This is a genomic window from Arthrobacter sp. Bi83 (assembly GCF_918698095.1).
Taxonomy (GTDB): Bacteria; Actinomycetota; Actinomycetes; order Actinomycetales; family Micrococcaceae; genus Arthrobacter.
In genome coordinates this window covers 18,112-41,739 of the sequence record NZ_CAKKLY010000018.1, presented here as the reverse complement: position 1 = coordinate 41,739, position 23,628 = coordinate 18,112, and the positions used below count along the sequence as shown (strand labels likewise).

Annotated in this window: 18 protein-coding genes, 1 tRNA gene and 1 pseudogene; 6 read left to right on the top strand and 14 right to left on the bottom strand. The window is 66.0% G+C overall.

Annotation, left to right across the window (positions count from 1 at the left end; all coding sequences use genetic code 11):
• Positions 1-996, top strand: coding sequence for a magnesium/cobalt transporter CorA (corA, locus tag LQ144_RS10500; RefSeq protein ID WP_230118648.1), 996 nt, complete (start codon positions 1-3; stop codon positions 994-996).
• A 4-nt stretch (positions 997-1,000) separates the two neighbouring features.
• A complete protein-coding gene (gene zapE / locus LQ144_RS10495) occupies positions 1,001-1,513 on the top strand; it encodes an AFG1/ZapE family ATPase (protein ID WP_230118647.1) in 513 nt (170 codons plus the stop codon).
• A gap of 66 nt (positions 1,514-1,579) precedes the next feature.
• Here the strand turns inward: zapE and LQ144_RS10490 are convergent, their stop codons facing one another.
• Entirely contained in the window at positions 1,580-3,571 is a 1,992-nt protein-coding gene (locus LQ144_RS10490) for a glycogen debranching N-terminal domain-containing protein (protein WP_230118646.1), read from the bottom strand.
• A 163-nt stretch (positions 3,572-3,734) separates the two neighbouring features.
• Between LQ144_RS10490 and LQ144_RS10485 the strand changes: the two genes are divergently transcribed.
• Complete coding sequence (locus LQ144_RS10485) at positions 3,735-4,808, top strand: LacI family DNA-binding transcriptional regulator (RefSeq protein WP_230118645.1); 1,074 nt, start codon at positions 3,735-3,737, stop codon at positions 4,806-4,808.
• Positions 4,809-4,882: 74 nt separating this feature from the next.
• Here LQ144_RS10485 and LQ144_RS10480 read toward each other — a convergent pair.
• The 5 genes from LQ144_RS10480 to galU form a co-directional block, all read right to left on the bottom strand.
• Positions 4,883-4,955: transfer RNA gene (locus LQ144_RS10480), tRNA-Ala, on the bottom strand.
• A 47-nt stretch (positions 4,956-5,002) separates the two neighbouring features.
• Entirely contained in the window at positions 5,003-5,803 is an 801-nt protein-coding gene (locus LQ144_RS10475; RefSeq protein ID WP_230118644.1) for an NAD(P)H-binding protein, read from the bottom strand.
• 24 nt (positions 5,804-5,827) lie between these two features.
• Positions 5,828-6,814 carry a hypothetical protein gene (locus LQ144_RS10470; RefSeq protein ID WP_230118643.1) on the bottom strand — a complete coding sequence of 329 codons (987 nt, stop codon included), beginning with the start codon at positions 6,812-6,814 and terminating at the stop codon, positions 5,828-5,830.
• A 111-nt stretch (positions 6,815-6,925) separates the two neighbouring features.
• Positions 6,926-7,546, bottom strand: coding sequence for a GNAT family protein (locus LQ144_RS10465; RefSeq protein WP_230118642.1), 621 nt, complete (start codon positions 7,544-7,546; stop codon positions 6,926-6,928).
• Positions 7,547-7,552: 6 nt separating this feature from the next.
• Positions 7,553-8,458, bottom strand: a complete 906-nt coding sequence (gene galU / locus LQ144_RS10460) for a UTP--glucose-1-phosphate uridylyltransferase GalU (RefSeq protein WP_230118641.1) — start codon at positions 8,456-8,458, stop codon at positions 7,553-7,555.
• 88 nt (positions 8,459-8,546) lie between these two features.
• Between galU and LQ144_RS10455 the strand changes: the two genes are divergently transcribed.
• The 3 genes from LQ144_RS10455 (at position 8,547) to cpaB (ending at position 10,499) form a co-directional block, all read left to right on the top strand.
• Complete coding sequence (locus LQ144_RS10455; RefSeq protein WP_230118640.1) at positions 8,547-9,158, top strand: 5-formyltetrahydrofolate cyclo-ligase; 612 nt, start codon at positions 8,547-8,549, stop codon at positions 9,156-9,158.
• A gap of 149 nt (positions 9,159-9,307) precedes the next feature.
• The gene (locus LQ144_RS10450; protein WP_230118639.1) at positions 9,308-9,574 is read left to right on the top strand and encodes an FmdB family zinc ribbon protein; all 267 of its coding nucleotides are present in this window, start codon (positions 9,308-9,310) and stop codon (positions 9,572-9,574) included.
• 190 nt (positions 9,575-9,764) lie between these two features.
• Positions 9,765-10,499, top strand: a complete 735-nt coding sequence (gene cpaB / locus LQ144_RS10445; protein ID WP_230118638.1) for a Flp pilus assembly protein CpaB — start codon at positions 9,765-9,767, stop codon at positions 10,497-10,499.
• A 22-nt stretch (positions 10,500-10,521) separates the two neighbouring features.
• Here cpaB and LQ144_RS10440 read toward each other — a convergent pair.
• The 8 genes and pseudogenes from LQ144_RS10440 to LQ144_RS10405 form a co-directional block, all read right to left on the bottom strand.
• Positions 10,522-14,744: pseudogene (locus LQ144_RS10440) on the bottom strand (AAA family ATPase).
• Between the two features lie 173 nt (positions 14,745-14,917).
• Complete coding sequence (guaA, locus tag LQ144_RS10435; protein WP_230118637.1) at positions 14,918-16,507, bottom strand: glutamine-hydrolyzing GMP synthase; 1,590 nt, start codon at positions 16,505-16,507, stop codon at positions 14,918-14,920.
• 78 nt (positions 16,508-16,585) lie between these two features.
• The gene (locus tag LQ144_RS10430) at positions 16,586-17,095 is read right to left on the bottom strand and encodes a DUF3817 domain-containing protein (protein ID WP_230118636.1); all 510 of its coding nucleotides are present in this window, start codon (positions 17,093-17,095) and stop codon (positions 16,586-16,588) included.
• The gene (locus LQ144_RS10425) at positions 17,092-17,940 is read right to left on the bottom strand and encodes an SURF1 family protein (protein WP_230118635.1); all 849 of its coding nucleotides are present in this window, start codon (positions 17,938-17,940) and stop codon (positions 17,092-17,094) included. The genes LQ144_RS10430 and LQ144_RS10425 overlap by 4 nt, the downstream gene beginning before the upstream one ends.
• A 59-nt stretch (positions 17,941-17,999) precedes the next feature.
• Positions 18,000-18,488 (bottom strand): PTS sugar transporter subunit IIA, encoded by a 489-nt coding sequence (locus LQ144_RS10420; RefSeq protein ID WP_230118634.1) that lies wholly within the window; start codon positions 18,486-18,488, stop codon positions 18,000-18,002.
• Between the two features lie 52 nt (positions 18,489-18,540).
• Entirely contained in the window at positions 18,541-20,292 is a 1,752-nt protein-coding gene (locus LQ144_RS10415) for a glycerol-3-phosphate dehydrogenase/oxidase (protein WP_230118633.1), read from the bottom strand.
• Positions 20,293-20,381: 89 nt separating this feature from the next.
• On the bottom strand, positions 20,382-21,518 hold the full coding sequence (locus LQ144_RS10410; protein ID WP_230118632.1) for a GuaB3 family IMP dehydrogenase-related protein: 1,137 nt from the start codon (positions 21,516-21,518) through the stop codon (positions 20,382-20,384).
• A gap of 220 nt (positions 21,519-21,738) precedes the next feature.
• A complete protein-coding gene (locus tag LQ144_RS10405; protein WP_230118631.1) occupies positions 21,739-23,574 on the bottom strand; it encodes an ABC transporter ATP-binding protein in 1,836 nt (611 codons plus the stop codon).
• Positions 23,575-23,628 lie beyond the last annotated feature (54 nt).

Sequence of the window (23,628 nt, the reverse complement as noted above, 5' to 3'; positions counted from 1 at the left end):
GTGACCATCATCGACAACGCCGTCTACGTTGACGGGATCCGCAGGGCAGAACCCGAAAGCCTTGAGCAGACCTTTGAGACGCTGTCAGCCCACGGCGGCCTGGCCTGGATCGGGCTCTATCGGCCGACAGAACCCGAAATGGCTGCCGTCGCCGCGGAATTCGGCCTCCATGAGCTCGCGGTCGAAGATGCCATCTCGGCCCACCAGCGGCCGAAGCTGGAGCGTTACGGCGACAACCTTTTCACGGTACTGAGGCCTGCGCGCTACATCGACGACACGGAGACCGTGGAGTTCGGCGAACTGCACATCTTCACGGGCAAGAACTTCGTGGTGACCATCCGGCACGCGGAGATGTCCGGCGTTGGGCAGGTCCGGCGCCGGCTGGAGGCGAGGCCTGATCTCCTCCGCCACGGTCCGGAAGCTGTGCTGTACGCGCTCCTGGACAAGGTGGTGGACGACTACGCTCCGGTGGTGGCCGGTCTGGAAAACGACATCGACGAGATTGAGGACCAGCTGTTCGCCGGCGACTCCACGGTGTCGCGGCGCATTTATGAGCTGGCCCGCGAGGTCATCCAGTTCCAGCGCGCCATCCATCCCCTGCCCGAGATGATGCAGCAGCTGAAACGGGGATTCGAAAAGTATGTGGTGGACACGGACCTCCAGCACAGCCTGCGGGATGTGGAGGACCATGTGGAGCGGGTGATTTCCCGGGCCAACTCTTTCCGAGACCTCCTGCAGAACGCCCTCACGCTTGACGGGACGCTGACGGCCAACCGGCAAAATGAGGCGAGCGCTGAGCAGAACGAGCAAGTAAAGAAGATCTCGTCCTGGGCCGCGATCTTCTTCGCGCCGTCGTTCGTGGCGGGTGTGTACGGCATGAACTTCGACCACATGCCCGAGTTGCACTGGGTCTTCGGGTATCCCATGGCGATCGGGCTGATGGCGGGCACCGCCGGGCTGATGTACGCCATCTTCAAGCGGAAGGGCTGGCTCTAGCGACATGTCCGGGTACAGCCGCGGGCTCATCATCACCCCGGGAACCGACCGGCAACTGGGCGCCTGCGGGCTGTTCCGGCCGGCGCCGTCCCAGCAGCGGGTCGTGGCACTCCCCTCGCAGGCCATCGCGGTCAAGAACGCAGATCCGGACATGATCTGGGTCAGCTTCGCCGCGCTGTGCGGCAGCCCGCTGGGAGCTGGGGACTACCTGTCACTGGCGAGCGGGTTCACCGCCTGGGTGATCGACGGCGTCCCGTCCCCCGCCGTGGAGTCCGCCGCGGGTTCCGCCGCCGCCTGGCACCGCTTCCTGGAGGTGCTGGACCTGCTCCACGAGCGGGACGTCACGCCCTTCCTCATCGGTCCAGGGCCCCTCGACTGGGAGGCCGCCGCTGCCCGGACCGCCGGACCGCCGTCGCAGGACCCCTCCGCCCTGGTCAGGATTGCGGACAGGTTGGCCGTACTGCGCAGGGTCGAATCCGACGAACAGCTGGAAGACGAACAATCCAGCGGCTGCTAGCCGCCTCCCCAGCCGGCCGGTGCGGACGCACCGCACCTGCGGTCTGGCCGGACTGCGTGGGCGAGGCTACTTCGGCCCGGTGGAAACCAGCAACTGGTCCTGGCTGCGCGCGCCCGGATCCTCTGCTTTCTGGCCGAGGGCCGCGGCGATCACTACTGAGCTGGCCGATGCCCAGGCCTGCGGGCGGCAGCTTGCGGGGAACGGTACGGGATTACGCACCGCGTCCGAGCCGTGGCCGCCAAACAGTTCAGGCAGCCGCCAGTCATTGGCCTCGGCCACGTGCAGCAGCCCCGACGCAAGCTGGGCGGCTTCGGCCGAAAAGCCGTCGGCCAGCATGCCGCTGATGATCAGGGCGGTGTCGTGGCTCCACACCGCTCCGGCGTGGTACCGAGTCGGCCAGTAGCCGCCGTTGGTGCTGGACAGGGTGCGGACGCCGTACCCGGAAAACATGGTCGGGTCCATGATGCGCCGGACCACGATCTCCTTCTCCACGTCGTTCAGGATGCCCGTACCGAGCAGGTGGCCCATGTTGGACGTGACGCCGTCAACGGCCTTCTTGTCCGCATCGAGGGCCAGGGCTGGATAGGGACCCAAATCGTCCTCGCACCAGAACTGGGCACGGAACCGCTCAGCCATGCCGGCTGCGTAATCCCGCCACTCCTGGGCGCCGGGCCGGGCGAAGGCCTCCAGCAACTCGGCCCCGACCACTGCTGCCTCATAGGCATAGGCCTGGACCTCAGCCAGGGCGATGGGCCCGGCTGCCAGGGAACCGTCGTGCCAGCGGATGGCGTCAACCGAGTCTTTCCAGCCCTGGTTAACGAGTCCGTGCCCGGAGGTGTCCAGGTATTCGAGGAACCCGTCCCCGTCCAGGTCACCATGGTCCCGGAGCCACTCCAGGGCATCCTGGAGGTTGGGAAGAAGCTCCGCCACTTCCGCATCGGGCATGCCGGCTTTCCAGGCGTCGTGCAGGAGGCAGATCCAGAGCGGAGTGGCGTCGATGGTGCCGTAGTACACAGGCGGCAGCCGCAGGGCCTGGCCGCCCTCGGCCATGGACAGGACCGTCCGCCGGACTTCGTGCAGGATTTTCCCGGGCTGGACCGCAGACGTGTGGTCCGTTTCCGTTCCCTGCCGTCCGGCCAGGGCGCGCAGGGTGCCGGCGGCGATGACCGTGTTGATGGGCAGCAGCATTCGGGCGGCAATGATGGAGTCCCGGCCAAACATGGTGAAGAACCACGGGGCGCCCGCCGCGAGGAAGGTGTCGTTCGGATGGGAGGAATGCGCCAGCCGCAGGCTGTTGAGATCGCTGACCGACCGTTGCAGGAGGCTGTTGATCCGCGGATCGGCGGAACGAGGGGCGACGATGGGCGGGCCGCCGCCGGCAAGCATCGGGGAATCGGCGTCGGTCAGGTCCACTGCCCACTCAAGTTCGACGGCAGCTCCCGGTTTGATCACCACGGACCAGTCGATGGTCACCGTGCTTCCGGCGAAGCCGACGGCGGCTGGCCCCGCTCCGTCGCTTGAGCCGGTGGTAAGGGCCAACACTGTGTCGGCGTCGCGCCAGGACCAGCCGTCGGCGGCCGGTTCAACGGGCCGGCTGGACCGCTCCCCCTGCTTGATCTGTTCCATGGTGGTGTTGTCAGCCGTCATGGTCAGCCGGACGTTCAGTGTCACGGACTGGCGGAACGCCGACTCAAGCCTCAGAGTTTCCGCCACCCGTCCGGAGCACCCGGAGAGCGATTCAGCGTCTTTGCCCGGCCGCAGCCTGCCCGAAGCGGCGGTGCGGGTCCTGACCAGGGAAAGCAGCGGGTCTGCAACCTCGGCCTCCGCACGCACAAAGTAGATGTAGTCAGTCTCCTTGGATGAGCGGAGCTGGGTTGAAACCCAGTCAGGTTCCCGGCCGTCAACAGTCAGGACGGCACTGTTCAGCACGCGGTCGTCGCCGCAGTAGATCCCCTGGGCACCGGCCCTGCGGATCTGTCCGTGGGCGTCCGACCACGCCTGGATGGGGGCGCTGAAGACACCGGAAAGGTTGTGCAGGTATGGCTGCTCAGAGGCCACGAAAATACTCCTGGAAGTCAAGACTGGGGGAAACCGGAAGAAGGCTGCGGAACGGTGCTGGTGAACAAGCGAAGGAGGTCGATCAAAATTTGATCGATCAAATTTCCGCGTTAAAATCGTCTCACACGTTACTGTGAGACGGAAAAAGACCCAAGGAGCATTCGTGGCCAGACCCACCCTCGCAAGTCTGGCCGCCGAGCTGGGGGTGTCCAGGCAGACCATCTCCAACGTGCTCAATGCACCGGCCCGGGTGAAGCCGGCCACACGGGAGCGCGTCCTCGCAGTCATCGAAGCTGCGGGCTACCGGCCCAGCGCAGCCGCACGCCAGTTGCGGACGCGGCGGTCCATGAATCTGGGCATGAGGCTGCTGCCTGCCACTGACGGCATCAACGGCTCCGTCCTTGACCGCTTCCTGCATGCACTCACCGAATCCGCCCAGGCAGCCGGGTACCGGCTGACCCTGTTCTGCGCCGATTCCGATGACGACGAAGTCCTCCAGTACGAACAGCTGCTCCACATCGCCGGCCTCGACGGGTTCATCCTCACCTCCAGCAGACCGGACGACGTCCGAACCCGCTGGCTGCAGGAACACGGAACTCCTTTCGCCGTGTTCGGACGCCCGTGGGACGCGGGCCTGCCGAGCGAATCGGCGAGCCATGCGTGGGTGGACGTTGACGGGGCCGCCGGAACCGCGGAAGCGGTGACCATGCTTGCCCGTCAGGGCCACAGCCGCATCGGCTTCCTGGGCTGGCAGGACGGCGCCCCGGTGGGAGACGCTCGCCGCGCCGGCTGGGAACGGGCGATGCGCGCCTCCGGCCTGGGGCAGCACGTTCCCGGGCTCAGCATGGCCGCGCCCGACACCATCTCCGGAGGGGTCTCCGGCGGCCGGGAGCTCATCGCAAGGGACGCCACGGCCATTGTCTGCGCGAGCGACTCGCTGGCCATCGGCGCGCTGGAATGCCTGCGTGAACTGCGACCGGGACTTTTCGCGCCCGGGCAGCCCGCCGGTCCCGGCCTCAGGGCCGCCGTGGTCGGGTTCGATGACACGCCCGTGGCCGCGGCCTTGGGGCTCTCCAGTGTGGCCCAGCCGGTGGAGGATGCCGCCCGGCACATAGTGCGCCTGCTGACCTGCGAACTTGCCGGCAACGCTGGAGCCGGGGCCGCCCCGGAGGAGCACCTGCTGCTTGCGCCCCGCGTGGTGGAAAGGGTGCCCCTGCCGCTGGCACCGCGCGGGTGAGGTTGAGCGGGTTGCTATGGGCCCGCCAGGACGGCAACGGATGTGACATCTGAACCGTCACGTCATGAAAACTGTGGAGCTAAGGGGATTCGAACCCCTGACCTCTTCGATGCGAACGAAGCGCTCTACCAACTGAGCTATAACCCCGGGGACGCTGCCTCTGGAAGAGGAACCGCAACGCCGGTTTCCCTAGGCTACAAATTTTCCGGCCGCTTTGCCAACCAAGCCTCGAATGTCTCCCGGCCGTAGGGTTCTCCGGGGGCCAAATTCCTGCCCTCGCGCAGGAAATTTCCCATGGCGCCCGGCAGCGGCAGCCCGACGATCACTCCCTTGGCACCCGTGACGCGCTTCCATGTTTCCGCCATCGCCTTCATGTCAACCGTCTCCGGGCCGCCAACCGTCCGAAACCGGTGCAGCTCCTCCGAAGGCGGCTCAACGGCCGCCTCCAGCAGCGCGGCCGCCACGTCGGCAGGCGCAATCGTTTGGACGCGCGCGCCCCTGATTGCAGGAATGATGCCGATCCGGGCCCCGGCAGTGAAGAGTCGAACCACCAGGCTGTGGAATTGCGTTGCCCGGACGGTCACGGTTTCCAGCTCCGAACGTTTATACAGGCGTTCCTTGTCCGCCCTGGCCCGGTAGTAGCTGTAGGTGCTTTGGTCGCAGTTGATGATGGAGAGGAGGACAGCCCTGGCCACCCCGCCGTCCACCGCCGCCGCCAGCAGAAGTGCGCCGCCGGCGGCGAACTGTTTGAGCGCCTTGCCGGCCATGCCCTCCAGGCAGTCAATGACGACGTCGGCACCCGCCACCGCCTCGGACAGCCCCTCACCGGTGGTGACGTCAGCCCGAAAGTAGGTGACGCCGCCGTGGTGCCCGGCACTACCCTCCAACGGCGGGTTACGGCTGAGGACGGCGACGGCGTGACCCTGGGCAAGGGCCTGGCGCACCACTTCGCGGCCAACCTGGCCGGTACCCCCGGCCACACAGATGCGGGTCATGATCCGACGCTACACGAAAGGAGGCTACGCGCGGCGGCGCTGCAGGACGTCGTCCAGGTTGCTCAGCGCGCTCTGCGCCTTAGTCAGCGGCCGGGCTGGCCCGGCATTCGGGGAGGCGACGGCGGGCGCTGCGGCGGGGCCCTGCTTGAGGGACGGCTTGCCGGCTGACTTAGGGGCCTCCGGCAGGTCAAGGGGTTCGGGCGCGGGCCGTTCCGCCTTTGCGGCCTCCACGTAAGTGGGCTTCGGGACCTCGACGGGCTCCCAGCTGGTGGCTTTAGCGGCCGCCGGCTCGGCAGCTTCCTGCGCCTTGGCAGCCTGGCCGCTGTTGTCGCCGGCGGCGAGGGCTACCGCCAGGGCGGCCTCGCGGAGTTCGACGGCGGTCAAGGGCTTGGGCTGGGGGGCTGCGGCTTCAGCGTCGAACAGTTTGCTTTCGCGAAGAACGGCCTCGCCGGCGGCTGCCGGGACGTCAACGCGCGCGGCGCGGTCCACGCGTTCGGCAGGGGCACCCATGGCTGCAGTAAACGCGGCGTTCACCTTCTTGCGGCGATCCCGCACAGCGAGCCTGCGGAGAAGAACGACGGCGGCGATGCCCGCCAGGAACGACACTGCTGGAAGCCAGCCGTTTCCGAGCCCAAAGATCCGCAGCACTCCCGACACGACGGCCGTAGCGAAGAACAGGAGCCCGGCCAGGGCGATGGCGGTCCGCCCATACCGGATCCGGAAGGCGCCTCCGTCCTTGACGGCAGGCTCGCGGCCGGGTTTGCCCGGCGCAACGCCTGCTGCGGATTCGCTGCTCTTCCTGGTGTCCATGGGGTTCTCCTGCTGGGCGGCCATATGAAGGACCGTTCCGGCTTGCGGGTTTGCAGTTTCGTGGTCGACGGGCTCCAGCGTCAGATCGCCGGCAGCCTGGAACTGATGCCGGCCATTTCGGAGCACGTAAGGGGCAACCCACACAATCCAGAGCGCGACAGCGACCACAAGGATGACTGAGCTGCTAAGAGGGAAGTCCACACACAAAACCGTATGAGGAATAGGTGACCTCTTGTGGCATTCGTCTCGGTGTGTCGCTCCCGGGCTCTCAAATCATTGGACTTATGACGAAAAAGTCGCGGCATGTCCCTGTCAGGCGGGCCTCGTGCGCAGCCATCTGCTGAGAAGGCCCTCCGGAACTTCCTCCGAAGTCAAGGCAAACGTGCGGTGGTCCGCCCATTCGCCGTTGATGTGCAGGAACCGCGGCCTGTAGCCTTCGTCGCGGAAGCCAAGCTTTTCCACGACACGCAGGCTCGGCCCGTTTTCGGGGCGGATGTTGATTTCCATGCGGTGCAGCCCCAGAGCGCGGAAGCAATGGTCCGTGGCCATGGCCACCGCGGTCGGAGCGATTCCCTGCCCCGCCCGCGACTCATCCACCCAGTAGCCGAGCGTGGCCGTCATGGCAGAGCCCCACACGATGGAGGAGACCGTCAGTTGCCCAACGATGACGGGATCGCGGAAGCCTGGAGTCCATGCCGTGATCACGAATGGCAGTGCCGTCCCCTGGGTGGCCTGGGCATTCAGGGACCGCACCATCTGCCGGTAATCAGGGAGAGCACCGCCCGGCGCGGGGTTGGAAGCCTCCCAGGGTGCCAGCCACTCAGTGTTGCGTGAACGGACCTCTGTCCATTCCCTGCGGTCCCGGTATCTGATAGGGCGCAGGACAAGGTCCCCGCACTCCAGGGTGACCGGCCAGATGTGGCTGCCCCTCATGGGGAGTTACTTGGTCAGGCTGGCGGCGAACTCGGGCAGCCACTCGCGCAGGCCGGGGCCCAGGTCGTCGCTGTCGATGGCCAGCTGGACACAGGCCTTGAGGTAGCTGAGCTTGTCCCCGGTGTCGTACCGGCGGCCGCGGAACACCACGCCGTACACGCCGTAGCCCTCGCCGGTCCCCGCGGCAAGTTCCTGAAGTGCATCAGTGAGCTGGATTTCCCCGCCCCTGCCCGGTTCCGTCTTTTCGAGGACGTCGAAGACGGCAGGGTGGAGCACGTAGCGGCCAATCACGGCCAGGTTTGACGGCGCTTCGTCGACGTCGGGCTTCTCCACAAGCTTGCGGATCCGCACGTAACCGTTCATGTCGGTTTCGTCGATGTCGGCGCAGCCGTAGGCACTGATCTGGGAAGGTTCCACCTCGATCAGGGCGACGACGGAGCCGCCGGTCTTGGCCTGAACCTCGATCATGGTGCTGAGCAGCTCGTCCCGTGCATCGATGAGGTCATCCCCAAGAAGGACCGCGAACGGCTCGTAGCCGACGTGCTGCTTTGCACGCAGTACGGCGTGGCCAAGGCCCATGGGGTCGCCCTGGCGGACGTAGTGGATGTCGCCGAGGTTGCTGGCCGCCTGGATGGATTCGAGCTTGGTGGTGTCGCCCTTGGCTTCCAGCATTGACTCCAGCGAGGGAACCCTGTCGAAGTGGTCTTCCAGGGCGCGCTTGTTCCGGCCGGTGATCATGAGGATGTCATTGAGGCCCACCTTGACGGCCTCTTCGACGACGTACTGGATGGCGGGCTTGTCCACCACCGGCAGCATCTCCTTGGGCATGGCCTTGGTGGCAGGCAGGAACCTGGTGCCGAGTCCCGCAGCGGGGATGACGGCCTTGCGGACTGAAGGCTTAGTGGAAGTCACTGGACTAATGTATCGGAGGGAACATTCATACGGTAAATGCTTCCGGCAGTGGCCCGGTGGGATTCCGCGCGACAAGGAATGAGGCACCATGTCACCAGAGACCCCGCCATCAAAGGATGAGATCCGCTCCCGGCACCGGAAGATCCGGGTGGGAATGCAGCCCGGCGTCCTGTCCGCCGCGGGAGCCGGAATCGCCGTTCATGGGCTGTCCTGGGCGGACAGCATCGCAGCCGGCAGACCGGCGACATTCACTGCCTACCTGGGCGTGGCCTTCGAGCCGCCTACGCTCCCGCTCATAACGGCGCTCTTCCAGGCTGGCTACAAGGTGCTGCTGCCAGTCTGCGAACCTGACCGTGCTCTCAGCTGGGTCCTCTGGAATCCTGCCACCGAATTTGTCCGCAGCAGGTACGCCCCCATCGAGGAACCGGCAGGGGAACGGCACGGGCTGGAGGCCGTCGGGGATGTGGCAGGGATGTTCCTGCCTGCCACAGCCGTGGACGGAAGCGGCAACAGGATCGGTCAGGGCGGCGGATACTACGACAAGTTCCTGGCAGCCATGGACGCAACCGGCGTGCACGCACCAAGGGCCGCGGTCATCTATGATTCCGAGCTCCTGCCCGCCTCGAGCATTCCTGTTGAAAGCTTTGACCGCCCCGTCGACGCGGTGCTCACACCCTCCGGTGTGGTCCAACTGACATGATGGTTACCGCAGCAAGGTGATAGAATTGGCACTCAGGCCCTGCGACTGCTAATGGAGCCATTTCCGGCACGGAATTCCGTCCAGTATCTTCCCGGAGATGGCGACTTGGCAGCACTGGACCTGTCGTTTGTCCAAGAGGAGGATCTACAGTGCCCACGTATGCCTATGCCTGCAAGGATTGCAGCCATGCCTTTGACATCGTGCAGTCATTCACCGACAGCACTCTGACGTCCTGCCCCGAATGCCAGGGGACCCTGCGCAAGAAGTTCAACAGCGTCGGCGTCGTCTTCAAGGGCTCCGGTTTTTACCGGACGGACTCGCGCGACGCCAAGGGCAGCACGGTCTCACCGTCGCCCGCCACGTCATCGCCGGCGGCCGCCGCTCCCTCGAGCGCGCCTGCCGCTGCCGCCAGCTGAGCTGACCGCGTACTTCGTAGCGCCCAGTTTTTTGCAGAACGCAGTCTTGTGCAAGACGCAGTTTTGAGTAAAGCGCAATTTCCCGCGTAGGGGCTTGCCTGCCTGTGGACGTTTTCCACCACATTTACGTTTTCCACATAGAGCGGCAGTCACCTGTTGCTGACGAGCGGCGGCTCCGTAGCGTGGCAGCATGCCAGCCATCGGATTGTTTCCCCTCAGGGCCTCCCGTCCCGCCGCCCGCAGCAACCAGCGCAATGCCGTGCCCCGGACCGGGCGGTCCGGGACCGGCCGCCTGACAGCCTGGCTGAACCGCAACCGCCGCCTGGCTGTGGCGCTACTGCTCTGTGGGGCGGCCGGAATCGCCGTCCACCAGCTGACCCCGGCCCCCGCACACACAGTCTCGGCTCTCGCCGCCGCACGGGACCTGCCGGCCGGGGCTACGCTTGGCAGCACAGACCTGGCCGCCATCAATGTTCTGCCCTCCATGCTCTCCGCTGGAACATTTACGGAAGCAACGGGACTGAATGGCAAGCAACTGGCCGCACCGCTCCGGATGGGGCAACTCTTCACAGACGCCCAGCTGGTGGGGCCCGGCCTGCTTACCGGCGCTCCACCCGGCTCAGCCGCCGTGCCGCTGCGGATGGCGGACCCCTCGTCAATCCGGCTCGTCTCCCCCGGCCAGCTCGTCAACGTCGTACTCACCAGCGGCAGTGGTTATGAGCAGAAGGCGGCTTCCAAAGTTCTCGCCACGGCGGTGCCCGTACTGTGGACCTCGGCCGAGGAGGGCCAGGACGGACAGTGGCTCAGCTCCGGGGACTCCGACGGTTTGATGGTGGTGGCCGCCACCCCGGCCGAGGCAAGCGCCCTGGCGGGGGCGTCAACGCAAGGAAAACTCTTTTTCGTACTCGTGGGCCCAGGCCCGTGACACCGCATGAACTCAGCTACGGCTAGCCCCAGTGCGGCGGCTTCTGCTCCTTGAGCCAGGCATCATGGTCGTTGTCGGATTCAGAGTCGCCCCAGGCCCTGGGATCGTCCTCAGACGCTTTGTTGGGCACCGCGCTGCCCGGTTCCAGCGGACCCGATGGCTTCGCCGGAGTGGGAGCCGCAGTGTGAGTGGGAGGCGTTGAACCCGGGCTGGATTCATTGTTCACTGCATCACGATTCACTGCGCTCTCTCCTGCCTGTCCTCGGTATCACCGTCGTAATCGTTCTCGGCGCCGTTTTCTACCTCGTCCTGATCCGGGGTGTCCACGCCGCCCCTATCGTCGTCGTCCCGGTCCTCATCGTCGACGTAGTCCTGGTCCGGGTCTTGCCGGTACGGCTCCTGATCCGCCGACGGCTCATAGGATCCCGCCAGGCTTGTGACGTCGTCATCGAGGAAGCCCGGCCCCGCCGCGGACCTGACGGGACGAGCCGGCTTCTCGAGTCCGAGGTAGCCGCCGATCCGGTCAGCGCACGCCGATGGATCCGTGAACACCTCAATCGTCCACAGCGGCATATACCGCCAGCCGAGGCGCTCCAGAAGCTGCGGGCGCAGCCTGCTGCGTTCACGGACCGTCATCTGCCGGTACTGCTCGGTGCCGTCAGACTCGATGGCTACCGGGCGCGGAATCTCGGCCTCGTCCTGGCCCATCGTGCTCAGGGGGTCGGCAGCGGCCACGACGTCGATGACACCGTCGTACTGGTGCCAGACGCGAGCCCCGCGTGCCCGGAGCCGGTCGCCCAGGTCGGCCACGAGAGGATCTGCCCCGAGCGCCTGCTCGCTGGCCGCGGCGCGGGAAGCCGGAGTCCCGAGGTCGGTGTTGCCGGCGATTTCCCGGTCAAGCAACTCATAGAGGTCCACGGCTCCGTGTGCCAGCCGGGTCCGGTCAAGGTCTTCCGGCTTGAAGCACGTCAGGACATGCAGGGACTGGCGGGCGCGGGTCATTGCCAGGGCAAACTTGGCACGGCCGCCCTCGGCAGAGAGCGGACCAAAGTTATGGAGTGCCCGGCCGTGGGGCGTCCGGCCATAGCCGGGGGAGAAAATCACATGGTCGCGGACCAGACCCTGGGCACGCTCCAGATCCACGACGCGGAACGATTCCTCGCCCGCGGTGAAGAATTCGGCGAGCATCGGATAGTTGGGCAGTTGCGTTCGGATCGCCTCGCCGATCCTCGCGGCGTGCCGCAAGCTGGCGGTGACGACTGCAAGGGACGTGCGGGGACGGAAGCGGGCGTGTTCGAACACCAGCTCCACCACCCGGTTCACTTCGGCCACTACCGACTCCACGCCCTCGTGGTCCGCGCTCGGCAGTCCCGTGCCGTCGGGCAGGTACTCCACCAGCAGGGCACGGTCCAGCCCAGTCGCGGACTGGCCTTCGGGCAGCCGGCGGAGGCCGCCGTCGTAAAAACCCTTGCTGAGCTGCAGGACGAGGTCCTCGTCCACCGCGCGGTAGACGGACCGCAGCCGCCACATCGGCAAGACCTCGGCAAGGGCGCTGAAGGCGCTCCCCACACTCTGGTGCGTCGGTTCCCCGGCAGCGAGCCGCTCCACCGCCACCGTGAAGGAACGGGGGCTCGCAATCTTGTCGTCGCCAAAGGCAATAACCTGCTTGGCCCGGGCCACGGCGGGCAGGACCGCCTGGAGCGAGGTCGCTTCGGCGTCGAGAATCACCACGGCGTCAAACTTCTGCTCGGCCGGCAGGAGACCGGTCATAAGGTACGGGCTGACCGACCAGACAGGTACCAGCATGGGAACCAGCGCGGGAGCCTGGGCCGTGAGCGCCGCAAGGGTGACCCGCCCGTCCTTGAGGAGGCTCCGGAGGAGGTCCGCCTGGCGCGGGTTCTCCGCGATGCCGGCACTCCAGCGCTCGGCGAGCTGCCACCGCAGCCGCCCGGCACCGCTGGCGATGTGGGCGTTGTCGGCAAGTCTGTACTCGGCTTCGAGCTGGCGCAGGGCGTCGCCGTCGGACATGGCGAGGTAGTCGTCGCCGCTGATCATTGCTTCGAGCGCGGACTGCCACCAGGCCAGGTCAAGCTCCGCCGCGACGGACTCCGCCGGGACCTCCCGCTCCGAGAGGTCGGCAAGCAGTTCGCCGAGGCCGTGCTCGCGCATGTTCTCGATGAGGAGTGTGCGTTCAGGCAACGTCTGGAGGGTCTGGGTGTCCGCCACCAGCCGCTCCAGCCGCTCCATCAGTTCCGGGTAGGCCGTTTTTTCGAGTGCTCCACCGGCCGCCGTATGCCGCAGCGCGTCTCCGAGCATCTTCAGTTCGCGGGTGAGCCCGCGGTACATGATGCTGATCTCGGCGAGGCCGGATGGAACCGCCGGATGCCGCTGCGTGGTGGCATAGTCCGACCACAGGGCACGCTGCTCCTGGACCAGCGCCAGCGAACTGTGAAGGTCGGCGATGTGCACGCCCGGGCGGACGTATTCCTTCGCTACGCGGCGCAGGCGCGACCGCTGCATGGACGGCATGTCGATGCCGTGCTCACGCCGCCAGGCCGACGACGCGGTCGCGGAGATCAGGTCGTGGACCGGCCGGTCGAAAATGTCCGGGGTGAACTTATCCAGGCTCTCCCGGACTGCCACCAGCAACCGGAGCTGGGCACCCCACTCCGCAAAGTTCCCACCGAGCCGGATCTCGGCATGGTCCGCGACGTCCTTCATGCGGCTGTGCAGCACCGGCAGCTTTTTCTCCACCGAGCGCGCGAGCTCCTGCGCTTCTTCTGTCTCCTTGCGCGTCACGAGGCGGGCGCCGTGCCACGGGCTGGACGTGGAAGCGCTGCTGAAGCTCCCGAGTTCCGCGGCGCGCTTCAGCCGGCCCGCGAGTTCTTCCCGGTCCCGGATGTTGTCCAGCACGCTGCGCTTCAGCCGCACGGTGGTGGCCGGGGCGGGCTGAATTGAGGTCAGTTCCGCCAGCGACTGCATTGCTTGGTAGGGCGAGCAGCCCCATCGCTTGCGGACGTTGTGCAGCGACGCCACGTGGTCCATCAGGGCGTGCCGGTGCTCGATGAGTGTCTTGTGCAGGCTGCCCAGCCGCGGCTCGGCTGATTTTTCGTTCCGCACGATTGCCCTGACCAGCTGCCCCTTGAGCTGCTGGGGCGTCGCGCTGCCGGACAGCTGGAACAGGATGGACTCCAGCCCCAGGCCCTCGAAGCGGGCAGCCACTTCATTGAGGCTGGCGCGCCGGTCCCCCACCACGAGGACAGTCTTGCCTTCATCCACCAGCGCACCAACGGTATTGATCGCCGTCTGGGTCTGTCCGGTGCCGGGCGGGCTGCTGACCAGGAGCGAGTCCCCTGCCCGCACGGCGTCGATCACATACTGCTGGTCCGCGTCGGCGTCGAGCAGGAGCAGTTCGCTGGCTGGATCACGTTCGTCCACGCTCGGGAAGCGTCCGGGCTGCAGCACCGGGAGGTCACCGGCTTCCCCGGCCGCGGCACGGGACAGGGCGGCCACGAGGGGGTTTTGCTGGTTGATCCAGGGGTCGTCGAGGTTGCCCGCAAGGTCCGCGAACGTCGAAACGAGCAGGTTGTGCTCCACCTCGGCGCCGTGGATGGGTTTGACGAGGGTGCTGAGTCTGTCCAGCACGGGCTGCGGGTCGAAGCGTGCGGTGCTGTAGGCCATCCTGGTGACGGCGTTGACGTCGAAAACGATGCCGTGGATGGTCTTCAGGTGGCGGATCAGTGCCGGATTGATGCGGGCCTGTTCCGTGAGCTGAAGCTCGTAGTCGTCTTCCCCGGGCCTGATGGTAAGGGAGATGGCGGTCAGCATGACCGGCGCCGATACTCGCTGGGGCTTGCCCCCGACGGCGGATGTCCACACCACGGTCCCGGCGGACAGGTAACCGGCTTCGATGCCGCGGTCGTTGGCCAGCTCGAAAATCTTGGAGCGAAGGTTCCGGGAGGCGCGGGCAGCCACAACATACTGCTGGTGGTCGCGGATCAGCGTGGACAGCCTGGTGCGGCGTCCGGCCATGAGCTGGGCAAGGCCGGATGGGTGGGCATGCGTCAGGTCTATGGAACCTTCAGGCGTTTTGGTGAAGCGCAGCATGGTGTCCGCTCCGGTGACGGGCTTAAGCCCGGACAGCCACTTCCTGAGCTCCTCCGAACCCTCTGAGTCGACCTGACCAACTGACACTACTGCCTTCTTTTCTGCGCTTGCACGTGACGCCTTGGACCATACGGGCATACTTTCGAGCGTAGCCGGAAACGGCCGCTGGTGAGAGACCGCAACACTGGAACGGGCTAAGTTGCGGCGCATTTCACCCTGCGCCGGTTGCGCGGGACAAACGGCAGTCCCAAACCATGCTTGGCAGAAAGCCAAATGGCCGGCCTCCTCGCGGAGACCGGCCACTCAAAACGCTATTCCCACTCGATGGTTCCCGGCGGCTTGCTGGTGACGTCCAGCACCACCCGGTTGACACCGTCGACTTCGTTCGTGATCCGGTTCGAAATCCGGGCCAGCAGATCGTACGGCAGGCGTGACCAGTCGGCCGTCATGGCGTCCTCGGAGGAGACGGGACGCAGCACGATGGGGTGCCCGTAGGTCCGGCCGTCGCCCTGGACTCCCACGCTGCGGACGTCCGCGAGCAGCACGACGGGCATCTGCCAGACGTCGTTGTCGAGGCCGGCAGCGGTCAGCTCGGCGCGGGCAATGGCGTCCGCCTTGCGCAGCAGGTCGAGGCGTTCCTTGGTGACCTCGCCGACGATCCGGATCCCGAGGCCGGGGCCGGGGAAGGGCTGGCGGCCCACGATTTCCTGCGGCAGGCCCAGCTGTGCACCAACGGCGCGGACCTCGTCCTTGAACAGGGCGCGCAGCGGCTCGACCAGCTCGAACTGCAGGTCCTCAGGCAGCCCGCCCACGTTGTGGTGGCTCTTGATGTTCGCCGCACCCTCGCCGCCACCGGATTCGACGACGTCCGGGTACAGGGTTCCCTGCACGAGGAACTTGATCTTTTCGCCGTGCGCGGCAGCTTCGGCGATGATGGCAAGCTCGGCTTCTTCGAACGCGCGGATGAATTCGCGGCCGATGATCTTGCGCTTGGTCTCCGGATCGCTGACGCCGGCCAGGGCCGACTGGAAGCGCTCCTGCTCGTTGGCCACGTAGAGCTTGACGCCGGTGGCGGCCACGAAGTCGCGTTCCACCTGTTCGGCTTCGCCTTCGCGCAGCAGCCCATGGTCCACGAACACGCAGGTCAGCTGGTCGCCGACGGCGCGCTGGACGAGGGCGGCAGCGACTGCCGAGTCCACGCCGCCGGAGAGGCCGCAGATGACCCGGGCGTCGCCGATCTGCTTGCGGATCCGGTCCACCTGTTCCTCGAGGATGTTGCCCGTGGTCCAGTTCGGTTCCAGCTTGGCGCCCTTGAACAGGAAGTTCTCGAGGACCTGCTGGCCGTAGGCGGAGTGCTTGACCTCCGGGTGCCACTGCACGCCGTAGAGGCACTTTTCCTCGTTCGCGAAGGCTGCAACCTCGGCGCCGGCGGTGGTGGCCAGCACTTCGAAGCCTTCCGGTGCCTCGTGCACAGAGTCGCCGTGGCTCATCCACGTGTTCTGGTGCTGCGGCATCCCCTCAAGCACGGAGCGGCCCTCGCCAAGGATGGTGGTCTGGGTGGAGCCGTACTCGCGCAGACCGGTCTTGTCGACCTTCCCGCCCAGCGCGTTGGCCATCGCCTGGAAGCCGTAGCAGATGCCGAAGACCGGGACGCCTGCCTCGAAGAGGTCGGCGCCGACACTCGGCGCGCCGTCGGCGTAGACGCTGGAAGGCCCGCCGGAAAGGATGATGGCGGCAGGGTTCTTGGCCAGGAGCTGCTCGGTGGTGTAGGTATGCGGAACCACTTCCGAATACACATTCGCTTCCCGGACGCGGCGGGCAATCAGCTGCGCGTACTGGGCACCGTAGTCAACAACCAGCACCGGCTTCTGGGAAGTCTGGGATGCAGTGGGAGTAGTCACCGTCCTAGACTACTTTGCACGGTCACCCGCACGCACCTTAAGGGGCCCTGCTGTGACGCACGAAACGTCAACGGCAGCCTAGTAGCGGCTTGCCGCCTCCGGGTTGGCGGCGAGTTCGGCCTCCACCTCGGCGTGGAACTTCTTCTCCACGATGAAGGACAGGAAAGGGACCACCCCGCCGAGCGCCAGCAGGACCATCTTGGCGAACGGCCAGCGCATGAGCGTCCAGAGCCGGAAGTTGGACATGAGGTACACCACGTACATCCAGCCGTGAACAATCAGCACCGTCACCGATACGTTGACGCCGCCGAGCACACCCTTGGGCTCCGCGTCCGCAAACCCGAACCCGAACGGCTCGCCGGTCACTGCGTCCGTTCCGCCCGCGAACAGGTACTGGCCGAAGGCGTAGCGGGCCACCAGTTCCGAGCAGAGCAGCAGCAGCATGGCACCGGTGAGGTAGGCCATGACCTTGTAGAACTTCAGGGCAGAACGGATCTGCGCCTGCGTGCCGCCGAAACGTCGCTTCTTCGCCCCCGCGCCCGCTGAATTCGATGGCTGCGGCTGGATGGCAGGCTTGGGTTCAATCATGGCTGTACCTTTTGTTGGGTCTGGTCGTGATGGGTCTGTCCGCCTTGGGACTGTTCGTGCTGGTCATCAAGCTCGTCCTCAAGGCGCCGCTGGTGGTCGTCCTTGACCAGCCGCCACCAGATGAAGAGGGCGAAACCGGCGAAGACAATCCATTCCACGGAATAAAAAAGATTGAGCCAATTGATCTTTGCCGGCGGGGGCTGGGCGCCGATGCTGAGCGGCTCGAGGCCGCCGGCGGCGCCGGCAGCACCGACGTCGGACGTTCCGGAAAGCTCGGCAGTGGCGGAAACGAAAGCCGGGTAGCTGCTGACGTTCCAGACGTTGATCAGTTCCGCGACCGACACCGCGGAGGCCTGACCCGGTGCGGGGGCAATATTGGGCACCGGCGCCTCGGACGGCAGGAGCCGCCCGGTCAGCCGGATGGTGCCCGACGGCGGGGCGCCCGCTTCCGCGGGATCGGCAATCCATCCGCGCGCCACCGGTATCCAGGTTTTCGGGGACGCTGCCGTGCCCTTGAGCACCGGGGCGTCGGTGACGGCGAAGGCCGCAACCACCCAGTATCCGGTCTTGCCGCCCTTAAGTCGGCCCGGAACGAGGACCTGCTTGGCGGGATCATAGGTGCCGGTGGCGGTGACCATCTGGTCGGCCACCGAACCGCGGAAGAATTCGCCGGGTTTCAGCGTGCCGGTGAGGTCCTTGACTTCCTCGGTGGTCGGATTGACCGGCACCTCGGGCGTCGTGGACCTGCCGAACTGCCACTGGCTGAGCAGCACAAACACACCGGAAAGGACGATCGCAAAAACGAGGCCTGCGATCCACCGGGGCTTGAGGGCTGTTTTCCACACCCCTTAACCGTACTTCGTCCGCGTGTAGAACAACGAAACGGCTGGTGGTTCCACAGGTTTCAGTGGTCGAAGAAGACCAGGCTCGAGTTGATCAGTTCCGCGATCACTTCGGCGTCATACGCCCGGCGCAGGGACTCACGGAAGGATTCCTTGGACAAGGACCTGGCGAGGGTGGCCAGCACCTCGAGGTGGTCCGAGAAGGAGCTCGCGGGAGTGGCGATCAGGAGCACCACGGTTGCCGGGCCGTCGGCAGCGCCGAAGTCGAGGGCTTTCCCGTACTTGGTGATGCCCACGGCGATGGAGGTCCGTGACACAAATTCGCTGCGGGCGTGAGGCAGTCCCACTCCCCCGGGCAACCCGGTAGCCAGCTGGTGCTCCCGCGCGTTGACGTGCTTCAGGAAGCCGTCGAGGTCGGAGATGCGGCCGGCGTCGTACAGCTTGCGGGCAAGCTGCATCGATGCATCCAGTTTGTCCGTTGCGTCCATCTCCAGAATCACCATTTCCGGTGTGGTGAGCTCCGCATCGTAACGGTCCAGTGGTTCCGCCAAAGTGGTGTCCCTTCAGTGAGGCCGAGCGCCTCTTCCGCGGCGGATTGCGATCTCAGCGCAGCGGGACGATGTCCTCCACGCCCAGGCGAGCAGCGTCTGCGGACTCGTCGTCCGGCTGCTGCTGACTGAGCCTTTCGGCCTCCACCCGCGCCAGGTAATGCTTGATTTCGCTTTCCCGCTGCGCATCGCTCCAGCCAAGAATTTCTCCCATAAGCTTAGCGACTACCGGTACGGCCGACACACCGCGGTCCCACGATTCGATGGAAATGCGGGTTCGACGGGTCAGGACGTCGTGCACATGACGGGCGCCTTCGTGGGTTGCCGCGTAGACGGCCTCGGCCTGCAGGTAGTCGTCTGCCCCGGGCAGGGGCTCTGCAAGCTCAGGGTTCTCGCGGATAAGGGCCAGCACTTCGGACGTCATGGACCCGTAGCGGTTGAGCAGGTGCTCCACGCGGGCCACGTGCACGCCGCTCTCCTCCGCCGTCCGGTTGCGGCGGTTCCAGGCTGCTTTGAATCCGCTGGCGCCCAGGAGCGGGATTGTTTCCGTGCAGCTCGGGGGCACGCGTTCGTCCATGCTCCGGGTGGCTTCGTCCACGGCGTCCTTGGCCATGACCCGGTACGTGGTCCACTTGCCCCCGGCCACCACGACGAGCCCAGGCACCGGATGGGCCACCACGTGCTCGCGGGACAGCTTGGCGGTGGAGTCATTCTCCCCCGCCAGCAGCGGGCGGAGACCGGCGTACACGCCCTCGACGTCCTCCCGGGTAAGGGGCCTCTTGAGGACCTTGTTCACGTGTTCCAGCAGGTAGTCGATGTCCTTGCTGGATGCCGCCGGATGGGCCTTGTCCAGGTGCCAGTCAGTGTCAGTGGTTCCAATGATCCAGTGCCGGCCCCAGGGAATGACGAACAGTACGGACTTCTCGGTCCGCAAAATGAGGCCGACGGTTGATTGGAACCGGTCCCTGGGCACCACGAGGTGGATGCCTTTGGAGGCGCGGACCTTGAGCTGGCCGCGGTCCGTGACCATGGCCTGTGTCTCGTCCGTCCAGACCCCGGTGGCATTGATGACCTGCTTGGCCCTGATTTTGAAGGCGGACCCGTCCTCGTGGTTGACCACCTTGGCACCCACCACGCGTTCCCCCTCCCGGAGGAAATCCACCACCGCCATCTGGTTGACGGCGTGGGCCCCGTAGTGGGCGGCGGTACGGACGAGGTTGGCCACGTACTTGGCATCGTCCACCTGCCCGTCGTAGTACCGGATGGATCCAACGAAGGCATCGTCCTTCAGGCTGGGCGCCGCCCGCAGGGTGCCGCGCCGCGTCAGGTGCTTATGGAACGGAACCCCGCGCTTGTGGCCGCCGGAGATGGACATGAGGTCGTACAGCGCGATGCCCGCCCCGATGTAGGGCCGCTCAAAAAACGGCTTGTGCAGCGGATAGAGAAACGGGACCGGCCGCGCGAGGTGCGGCGCCAGCTCCGAGAGAAGCAGGCCGCGTTCCTGCAGCGCCTCCTTGACCAGCCCGAAGTCCAGCATCTCCAGGTAGCGGAGTCCGCCGTGGATGAGCTTGGAGGAACGGGAAGAGGTGCCGGCCGCCCAGTCGCTTGCTTCCACTATGCCGACACTCAGTCCCCTGGTGATGGCGTCGAGCGCAGCACCACAGCCCACGATTCCGCCGCCGACGATGAGGATGTCAAGCTCCTTGCCCGGCTCCGTGGTGGCCTTGAGCGCGGCGAGGGAGGCTTCCCTCGCCTCCGGTCCCAGGGCGCCCTTGGGCACGGCCGAACCACCAGCAAAACTGATCATGATACGCCTCCATCCTCATCGAACGTCGTAGTTCAAAGAGTACTTCTTACCTCTGCCGATGGGCAGGGCACGGGAGGAAGGCGGAAGCGTCAGTTGCCGGCGTACGGCGACACCACGACGTCGACCCGCTGGAACTCCTTAAGGTCCGAATAGCCGGTGGTGGCCATGGAGCGGCGCAGTGCGCCAATCAGGTTGGAGGTGCCGTTGGTGTGGTGGCCCGGCCCGAAGAGGACCTCCTTGAGCGGTCCCACCGTGCCGACGTTGACCCTGTCGCCGCGGGGGGACTCCAGGTGGTGGGCCTCCTGGCCCCAGTGCCAGCCCTTGCCCGGTGCCTCTTCCGCCCGGGCCAGCGCACTGCCAAGCATGACGGCGTCAGCGCCCATGGCGATCGCCTTGACGATGTCGCCCGAGGCGCCCATGCCGCCGTCGGCAATGACATGGGCGTACCGTCCGCCGGACTCGTCCATGTAGTCCCGGCGGGCGGCGGCGACGTCGGAAATGGCCGACGCCATGGGCGAATGGATGCCCAGCGCGCGGCGCGTGGTGGTGGTGGCCCCGCCGCCAAACCCGACCAGGACGCCGGCAGCGCCTGTCCGCATCAGGTGCAGTGCGGGGGTGTAGCCGGCAGCGCCGCCCACGATCACCGGCACGTCGAGTTCATAGATGAACTGCTTGAGGTTCAGCGGCTCGTGGTCTTTTGAGACATGCTCGGCGGACACGGTAGTTCCGCGGATGATAAAGATGTCGACGCCGGCAGCCACCACGGTTTTGTAGTGTTCCTGCGTGCGCTGGGGCGTCAGGGAGCCGGCCACTGTGACGCCGGCAGCCCGGATTTCGGCCAGCCGGGAGGTGATCAGCTCGGGCTGAATGGGTGCCTGGTAGAGCTCCTGCATCCTGCGGGTGACGGCGGGGCTGTTGGTTTCGTCTTCGAGGGCAGCGATCTGGTCCAGGACCGACTGGGGGTCCTCATAACGGGTCCAGAGGCCTTCCAGGTCAAGGACGCCGAGACCGCCGAGCCGCCCCAGCGAGATTGCCGTCGCCGGCGACATGGCGGAGTCCATCGGCGCCGCGATGACCGGCATGTCGAACTGGTAGGCATCGATCTGCCACGAGACGGAAACGTCCTTGGGGTCACGCGTGCGACGGTTGGGGACGATCGCGATGTCATCCAGGGAGTAGGCACGACGCCCACGCTTGCCACGGCCAATCTCAATCTCGTAAGTCACGTGACCACTTTACTTGACCCTGCAGGTAGTGACGGATGACGCCCGTCGAGGGCGAATCCAAGACAAAGAATAACCGACAATTCACACGCTTTTGACACATACTGTCAACCATTTACATGATGTGAAAATAGCTTTAGGTTTGCGCTCGGTTACCCGCTGGTAAGCGGAAAAGCCGCCTGTCACCCCACCCGACTTCGGGCTACCTCTGTGCCCGAAGCCGTCAGACTCCTTCATCTACGCTCAGCTGGGACTCGAACATCCTGAAGTAGCGGCCGCGCAGGGCCACGAGCTCCTTGTGGGTTCCCTGTTCCACGATCCGGCCGTCCTCCAGCATGTAGACGACGTCCGCCTTCTCGATGGTGGCCAGCCGGTGGCTGATGGCGATGATGGTGCTGCTGCGGTCGGCGAAGAGCCGGGTGAAGATGCGGTGTTCGGCAAGGGCGTCGATGGCCGACGTGGGCTCGTCCATCACCATGAAGGATGCGTTCCGGTAGAAGTTCCGGGCCATGGCCAGCCGCTGCCACTGGCCGCCGGAGAGGCCGCTGCCCTTCCGTCCCCGCGGATCCTCCATCCAGTTGCTGACGTGGTTGTCCAGGCCGTTGGGAAGCCGGTTGATGAAGTCCAGCGCTTCGGCGTCCCCCGCAGCCCGGCTGATCCTGCGGTCGTCGCGGGCCGAATCGACGTCTCCGAAGAAGATGTTTTCCGCCGCCGTGGCGAACTCGTATTTCAGGAATTCCTGGCTGAGCACTGCCAGGTGGCGGTGCCAGGAGGTGACGTCGACCGCGGCGAGGTCGACGCCGTCGAGCAGTACCTGCCCCGAATCGGGGCGGTAGAGTCCGGCGAGGATGCGGATCAGGGTGGACTTGCCCGCGCCGTTCTCCCCCACGATGGCCACGTGCTGCCCCTCCCGGATGGTCATCGAGATGCCCTTGATAACTTCGAGGTCGCTTCCGGTGTAGGTGAACCGGAGATCGCGCAGTTCAACCATTTTCGGTGCGGACAGCACCGGCGGCGAATGGTCGGAGTGCACCGGCAGCGCCATGAACAGTTCGTAGTCCTTGAGGTTGGCGAGGTCCTCGTCGATGGAGCTCAGGGAGGACACGAGGTTGTTGGCGGTCGACAGCGCACGGCTGACGATCTGCTGCACATACAGGAACTGGCCCACGGGCTGGGCGCGCGCGATGATCTGGCCCACCACCCAGATCAGGGACACAACTTCCGCACCGTACTGCAGGGCGTCCGCTGCGAGCTGCTTGGGGATGTAGCGCTTCTGGAAGTCGAGCCTGCGGCGCTCGTCCGCGTCGCGCAGACGCGAGCGGAGGCCCATGAGGTAGCCCACGATCCCGTACAGGCGCATTTCGGCGATGTGCTGCGGGCGCAGGAGGTTGGTCTCGATCATCCGGCGCTGCCGGCGGGAGTCCACCTGGGTATTCCAGTGCGCAATCTGTTCACGGGAGAGTTTAAACTGCAGGTACACGCTGGGCACGATGGCGACCAGGACGATCACGGCGATCCACCAGCTGACCAGCAGGAGGGCACCAATGGCCAGGAGCACGGAGACCAGCTGCGTGAAGATTGCGGCAATCCGGTCCAGCACCCTGGCATAGGAATCGGAGAACCTCTTGGCCCGGTCGTAGAGGTCCACCGTTTCTTTGTCGTCGTACCGCCAGAATTCCAGGGCGAGGAACCGCTCGTACATGAGGTCACCCACGATGGCGCCCACCTTGAAGCTCATGAGCTGCTGGATGTAGCGGTCCACGCTGCTGAAGCCGCCCCAGAAGAGTCCCAGTGCGGCGGTGACAATGACGTAGACGATCGCCTGCTGGCCCGCCGCGGTATCCCCGGAGTAGGCCGCCGCCAATGCCGTGGTGGTCAATGCCGCGAAGTAGGTGGTTACGAGGGGCAGCAGCGCCGAGATCAGCGAGCCCGCGACCTTCATGACCACGGCCGCCGGCGAGGCCCGGAAACTGACCCGCAGCACCTGCGCCACGGCGCGGGCATAGGGCCTTAGCGCGAGCTTGCGCCGGGGCTGGCGGGCGGGGAGGAGCTCGGACATAGCTTCAGCCTAGTCCGGCAGAGCTCCGCCGGTTGAGCTGGGGGCCCAACCGGC

Excerpts from the sequence above, each read along its gene's own strand:
- LQ144_RS10455 (WP_230118640.1), top strand. The coding sequence starts at position 8,547 with ATGTCACCAGAGACCCCGCCATCAAAGGATGAGATCCGCTCCCGGCAC.
- LQ144_RS10430 (WP_230118636.1), bottom strand. The coding sequence starts at position 17,095 with ATGATTGAACCCAAGCCTGCCATCCAGCCGCAGCCATCGAATTCAGCG.
- LQ144_RS10465 (WP_230118642.1), bottom strand. The coding sequence starts at position 7,546 with ATGAGGGGCAGCCACATCTGGCCGGTCACCCTGGAGTGCGGGGACCTT.
- zapE (WP_230118647.1), top strand. The coding sequence starts at position 1,001 with ATGTCCGGGTACAGCCGCGGGCTCATCATCACCCCGGGAACCGACCGG.
- LQ144_RS10405 (WP_230118631.1), bottom strand. The coding sequence starts at position 23,574 with ATGTCCGAGCTCCTCCCCGCCCGCCAGCCCCGGCGCAAGCTCGCGCTA.
- LQ144_RS10475 (WP_230118644.1), bottom strand. The coding sequence starts at position 5,803 with ATGACCCGCATCTGTGTGGCCGGGGGTACCGGCCAGGTTGGCCGCGAA.
- LQ144_RS10415 (WP_230118633.1), bottom strand. The coding sequence starts at position 20,292 with ATGATCAGTTTTGCTGGTGGTTCGGCCGTGCCCAAGGGCGCCCTGGGA.
- cpaB (WP_230118638.1), top strand. The coding sequence starts at position 9,765 with ATGCCAGCCATCGGATTGTTTCCCCTCAGGGCCTCCCGTCCCGCCGCC.